Origin of the sequence: uncultured Mailhella sp., assembly GCF_944324575.1 — a bacterium.
GTDB lineage: Bacteria > Desulfobacterota > Desulfovibrionia > Desulfovibrionales > Desulfovibrionaceae > Mailhella.
The window spans coordinates 1-5,569 of sequence record NZ_CALUWV010000126.1 but is presented as its reverse complement, the minus strand read 5'-3'; the positions used below and the strand labels follow the sequence as shown (position 1 = coordinate 5,569).

The window sequence follows — 5,569 nt, the reverse complement described above, 5'->3', positions numbered from 1 at the left end:
CACGATGAAGCCGGGCGTGCAGAAGCCGCACTGGGCTGCGCCATGGAAAATCCATGCTTCCTGAAGCGGATGCAGATGGTCGGGCGTTCCGATGCCTTCCAGCGTGATGATGGTGGCATCATCGGGCACGCGCTTCATCTTCAGCACGCAGGTACGCGTGAGCTTGCCGTTGAGAATGACACTGCAGGCGCCGCAGTGACCCTTTTCGCAGCCCAGCTTTACGCTGGTGAGCTGCAGCTGGTCGCGCAGGACGTTGGCAAGCGAATCTTCCGCATTGACAAGCACCTGACGACGTACGCCGTTGACAAGAAGGGATTTGATGAACATGGGCAGCTCCTTGTAAGAGGAATCCTGAGGAGGGGCGGCCGCAGAGCGGAACGCCCGAATACGGGCCGATTCGGGAAGACTAGTTTTTGCCGAAGGCGCAGTTCGGATAGCGGCAGTCGCCGCAGCCTGCGCAGTAGCCTCCGTGGCCGAGGGCCACAATGTCTTCCCGGGTCACGGGAACGCCGGCCAGAAGGCGCGGAACCACAAGGTCGAAGATGCTCGCTCTGTGGTACATCACGCAGCCCGGCAGTCCCAGTACCGGAATATTGTCGATATAGGCCAGCAGGAACATGGCTCCCGGAAAGGTAGGAGCTCCGTAGGTGACTACGCGTCCTCCTGCGGCGCGGATGGCGGCGGGAGTACGGTCGTCGGGGTCCACGGACATGCCGCCCGTGCACACTACCATGTCCGCGCCCTTCTCAATGAAGTCGCGGATGCCCTGCACCGTCATTTCGATGGAGTCGTCGGAAAAGCTCTGTCCGAGGATGGAGCTTCCGAGGCTTTCAAATTTCTGTCTGAGCACGGGGCCGAAGGCGTCCTTGATGCGCCCGGAATAGACCTCGTTGCCCGTGGTGACCATGCCCACACGGAAAGAGCGGAAGGGGAGAACTTCAATCACGGGGGCGGTGACAGCCTGCTCGAGCGCGGCGATCTTTTCTTCTTCGATGAGCAGAGGAATGATGCGCGTGCCGCCCACGGCCTGCCCCTTCTTCACTTCCTGCATGGTGTGCAGCGTGGCGAGCACGATTTCCGGGAAGGCGTTCACCTTTGCAAGGGCGGGGACGTCCACGCGAAGAAGTCCGTGCTCGGCGGCAAGAAAATTGATGCGGCCTTCCTTGATGTCGGAAAAAACGATGTTTTGTCCCGCCACGGCGTTGCCTATGCGGGTGGCGGCGTCGTTTTCGTGCACCTCTCCGGGAGCGGGCGCGTACACATAGAGATTTTCCTTGCCGACACTGAGAAGAACGGGAATGTCCTCTTCGCGCACGATGTGCCCCTTGCGGAACACGGGCCCCTTCTGAACGCCGGGCTCAATGCGGGTGATGTCGTGACAGAGAACCGTACCCACGGCCTGGGTGACGGGGATGGTGGTCATGGAAATTCTGGACATAACAATGCTCGTCTATAGAAAGAAATGCCGGGAAGCACGGCTTCGTTCGGAGAGAGGAAGCCGTGACCGGGCAGAAAACTGCCTTTTTCATGTTTTCTTTCCATGCCGAAGCATTTAATGGAGGCAAGGCCGTTTCCCGCCTTACCCTGTGGGTCTTAAGGACTCAGGTCTGTCTGCATGGCAAATGCTTTAGCAGAGGCAGACTCGAAAACTTTATTTAACGATATTGAAATAGCTTTTTTTCGTCAAGATATTCAAGGAAAATTAATGATACTTTTTTTAGATGCGTAAAAATAGATTGAAACTTAAATCACAATATAGTTTTATTTCATATCTGAATTAAAATAAGAATATATTTTGTTTTTGTAATGAAAAATATACTTTGAAAGTTCTTTTTTATTGTAAAAGTGCTTTGTCTGAAGAGTGATGAACATGAGTTTATGCAGATGGATGCCAAATTTGTTTTGAAATGTCCTTCTCCCTGTCCGGGATTGTTTTCCCTTTGCTCTCGGAAGGGACAGTTTTTTTCTCTCTGCGTGCGGGAAATCGGGATGCAGAGATATGAAACAGAGAGAAGGACGGCTGCGGGGAGGGTGTTGTAGTCATGTCCCCGGGCTTCCGTCAGGCTGTTTCCGCAAGCCGGGCAAGAGCCTCGATATCGTAGACAAGGGCGGTGTGTGCGGCGTACGGCTGAGGAATGGAAAAGAAATCCTGCATGCCGAGCGCCATGTATTGCATGAGAATCATGCGGTTTACGCCGGCGTGCGCCACGAGCATGGCATGAGCGTCGTCCGGCAGAGCGCTCAGGCGTGCATGAAGGGCGGGAAGCACACGACGGGCGAGCATGACAAAGGATTCTCCGCCTTCCGGCGCATAGTTCCAGAAGTCCTGTCCCCGTGCCGCAACGGCGCCGGGAAAGCGTTCTTCCACTTCCATCCGGGTCAGTCCCTCCCAGGTTCCCAGATGAATTTCACGGAAGGCGGCGTCGGCGTGAACAGGAACGTCTCGTCCCTCCATGATGATGGCCGTCATTTCCCGGCATCGGACAAGATCCGACATCCAGACTTCCTGAAGGGGAACGGGGAAAAGCTCCTGACGGCGGAAGCGGGCCTGCCGGCGTCCTTCTTCGGAAAGAGGAATGTTGCGCTGGCCGACGAAACGGCGTTCAGGGTTGGGAAGAAGGGTTCCGTGACGAAGCAGATGAAGTGTGGGCATGACTGTTCTCCGGCTGTGACGTCGCTGGGGCGCATTGTCTCGAAAAAAGAAAAAAGAGGACTAAAAGATGTCTTTTTCATCCTATAAAACTCGAAAAAATGGAAGAAAAAATATGCTCACCTGACAAGAAAAAGGAACCATGTTTCCGCATCTTTTTTATGAACTCCGATTTTACGAAAAAAAAAGAGGAAAAGTTGCATGAACGTATGGAAAGAAATCGTCGACATGAGGTCAGATACATGACTGAAGAAAGGAAAAATTATTGTTTTTAAATGAAAGTTCAACGAAAGAATACGAGAAAATAGAAAATAACATACTGATATTGCAGGTGTTTTTATTTCAAAAAAAATTTTGCAAAACCTGTTGAAAAAATTAAAGAATTCTGTATGTTGTAGAAAAAATATTGAAATGAGGAGGATCTCATGAAAAAACTTGCCGCCGTCGCCCTTGCGCTTGCTCTCGGTCTGGTTGCCTCGGCCTCCATGGCCGCCGAACTTACGGTTTCCGCCGCCGCCAGCCTCTCGGAATCTTTCACGCAGATCTCTCAGGAATTCACGAAAGACACTGGGGTGAAGGTCAACCTGAACTTTGCCTCTTCCAACAATCTGCTTCGTCAGATGGAACAGGGGGCTCCGGTGGATGTTTTTGCCTCCGCAGATCAGGAGACCATGGATTCGGCAGAGCAGAAGGGACTTGTCGATCCTGCCACGCGCAGAGATTTTGCGCTCAACGATCTTGTCCTCATCACCCCAGCTTCCGGCACGCTTGCCGGCCCCGATGCGTTGCTTGGCGCTGACGTGAAGCATGTTGCCATAGGCACGCCGGAAAGCGTGCCTGCCGGGCGATATGCCCGCGAGGCGCTTACTTCTGCCGGGACATGGGACAAGTTGCAGAACAAGTTTGTGTTCGGCAACAACGTTCGTCAGGTGCTGAGCTATATTCAGCGCGGCGAGGCCGATGCCGGTTTCGTGTACCGTACCGACGCGCTTGCCGGTGGAAAGGACGTGCGCATCGTGACCGCCATGACGGGGCACAAGCCCGTGTGTTATCCCATAGCCGTGACGAAGGATTCTGCGCAGAAGGACATGGCGCAGAAGTTTACGGATTTCGTGCTTTCGCCCCGCGGTCTTGAGATTCTTGCCCGCTACGGTTTCAGCCCGGTGAAGTAAAAACACTGAAGGTCTTGTTGTCGGGCCGCCCTGCCCATGTGCGGGGCGGTCTTTTTTGTGTCCGGTGGGGGAGGCGGAGCAAGATGTCGATCAGAGGTGAGCGGCACAGCTACACATCGTCGAAGCCGAAAGGTCTGTCGGCCTGTCCGCCTTTGCCGAGAATGTCGGACAGGTAGGAGAGCGAGTCCTGAGAGAAGAGGGAACGGCGGTGAAAATCGTGTTCCATGGCAAGAATGCGTCCGTTGGCGTAGACGGCAAGATCGTCGGCAAAGGCATCCACGTCTTCGGGGTCGTGGGTGATCATGACGAGAGGGACGCCGCAGTTTTGAAGGATACGGTCGATTTCCTTGCGCATGCGAAGACGCAGAAGCGGGTCGAGGGCGGCGAAGGGCTCGTCGAGAAGCAAAAGTCGGGGAGAGATGAGCAGGGCCCGGGCCAGCGCCACGCGCTGTTTCTGACCGCCTGAAATTTGTGATGGGCGTCGGTCGGCAAGATGCGTGATCTCGAGAAGATCAAGGATGAGCTCAATGGATTCGCGCTGTTCGTCGTTGAGCCTGGACGGAAACACGGCTCGGAAGGCGCTGCCGAACACGGGAAAATGTTTTTCTTTCTGGCGCAGGGCAAAGGCGAGATTCTGCCGGACCGTCATGTGCGGAAAAAGCGCATAGTCCTGGAAGACGTAGCCTATGCGCCGGCTTCTGGCGGGGAGATTGATGCCTTTGGAGGAATCGAAAAACACGGTGTCATCCATGATGATGTGCCCTTTCTTCGGATGGACGAGACCGGCCAGCATCTGCAGCGTCAGCGTTTTTCCGGAGCCCGACGGGCCGAACAGGACAAGGCGGGATGCGGAACTTTTCAGACTGATGTCGAGAGAGAAGGAGCCTTGTTTTCCCTTGAGAGTCGTTTGAACGGACAGGTCGATCACCGGGAGCCTCCCAGCAGGTAGTCGGCGGTTATGAGAATGACGGCGCATATTCCTGAAGTGAGAATCACGAGACAGGCGGCAAGGGCGTCGTTGCCGGATTGAAAGGCGTCATATATGGCGAGAGCGAGCGTCTGCGTTTTGCCCGGAATGTTGCCTGCAAGCATGAGCGTGGCGCCGAATTCTCCCATGCCTCTGGCAAAGGCCAGCATGGAGCCGGACAGAATGCCCCGCGCGGCGAGGGGGAGACTGATGGAGAAGAAAACGGAAATTTCCGAGGCCCCGAGCGTTCGCGCGGCCTTTTCCACATTGGCGTCAACCTGTTCGAGCGCTGTTTTTGCCGACTTGTAGATGAGAGGAAACACCACCACAGTGGCGGCCACTACCGCTCCCTGCCAGGAAAACATGAACTGCAAGCCGAGTTCCTTCAGAACAGGGCCGAAGGCCCCGTTGCGGCCGAGCAGAAGAATGAGATAGTAGCCGAGAACAGTGGGCGGAAGCACCATGGGGAGCGTGCACAGGGAGTCGATGACGGCGGCACATACGGAGCGGCGTCTGGCCAGAAGACGTGCCGTAAGGGTACCGAGAATCAGGGAGGCCAGCGTGGAGAGTCCGGCGACTTTCAACGAAAGATAGATGGGAAACAGGGAAAACTGCTGCCCGAACAGGGAAAATTCCATGGGTGCGCTCCTTTCCATTTCAAAATAGCAGGAATAAGTGAACGGAGCAAGACGCAACTCTTTAATTCCATGAAATTTTCGGCAGATTTTCCATGGTAGGAAGGGAAAGGGAGCGGCTCAGAGGCTGGGGCAGCTTTGGCGG

6 protein-coding genes and 1 riboswitch are annotated in these 5,569 nt (G+C 55.0%); of the genes, 1 reads left to right on the top strand and 5 read right to left on the bottom strand.

The window, feature by feature from the left end:
• The 3 genes from Q0J81_RS10345 to Q0J81_RS10335 all read right to left on the bottom strand — a co-directional run.
• A partial coding sequence (locus Q0J81_RS10345) for a 2Fe-2S iron-sulfur cluster-binding protein (protein WP_294447672.1) occupies positions 1–327 on the bottom strand: 327 nt, incomplete at its 3' end.
• Between the two features lie 79 nt (positions 328–406).
• A complete protein-coding gene (locus tag Q0J81_RS10340; RefSeq protein ID WP_366937526.1) occupies positions 407–1,423 on the bottom strand; it encodes a molybdopterin-binding protein in 1,017 nt (338 codons plus the stop codon).
• A 92-nt stretch (positions 1,424–1,515) separates the two neighbouring features.
• Positions 1,516–1,660, bottom strand: a riboswitch (molybdenum cofactor riboswitch).
• Between the two features lie 399 nt (positions 1,661–2,059).
• Positions 2,060–2,653: a histidine phosphatase family protein gene (locus tag Q0J81_RS10335; protein WP_294447669.1), complete on the bottom strand. Its 594-nt coding sequence runs from the start codon at positions 2,651–2,653 to the stop codon at positions 2,060–2,062.
• Positions 2,654–3,075: 422 nt separating this feature from the next.
• Between Q0J81_RS10335 and modA the strand changes: the two genes are divergently transcribed.
• Positions 3,076–3,822 (top strand): molybdate ABC transporter substrate-binding protein, encoded by a 747-nt coding sequence (modA, locus tag Q0J81_RS10330; protein ID WP_294447668.1) that lies wholly within the window; start codon positions 3,076–3,078, stop codon positions 3,820–3,822.
• Positions 3,823–3,931: 109 nt separating this feature from the next.
• Here the strand turns inward: modA and Q0J81_RS10325 are convergent, their stop codons facing one another.
• Both Q0J81_RS10325 and modB read right to left on the bottom strand, forming a co-directional pair.
• The gene (locus tag Q0J81_RS10325; RefSeq protein ID WP_294447666.1) at positions 3,932–4,750 is read right to left on the bottom strand and encodes an ATP-binding cassette domain-containing protein; all 819 of its coding nucleotides are present in this window, start codon (positions 4,748–4,750) and stop codon (positions 3,932–3,934) included.
• Complete coding sequence (modB, locus tag Q0J81_RS10320; RefSeq protein WP_294447665.1) at positions 4,747–5,427, bottom strand: molybdate ABC transporter permease subunit; 681 nt, start codon at positions 5,425–5,427, stop codon at positions 4,747–4,749. The genes Q0J81_RS10325 and modB overlap by 4 nt, the downstream gene beginning before the upstream one ends.
• Positions 5,428–5,569: the final 142 nt, after the last annotated feature.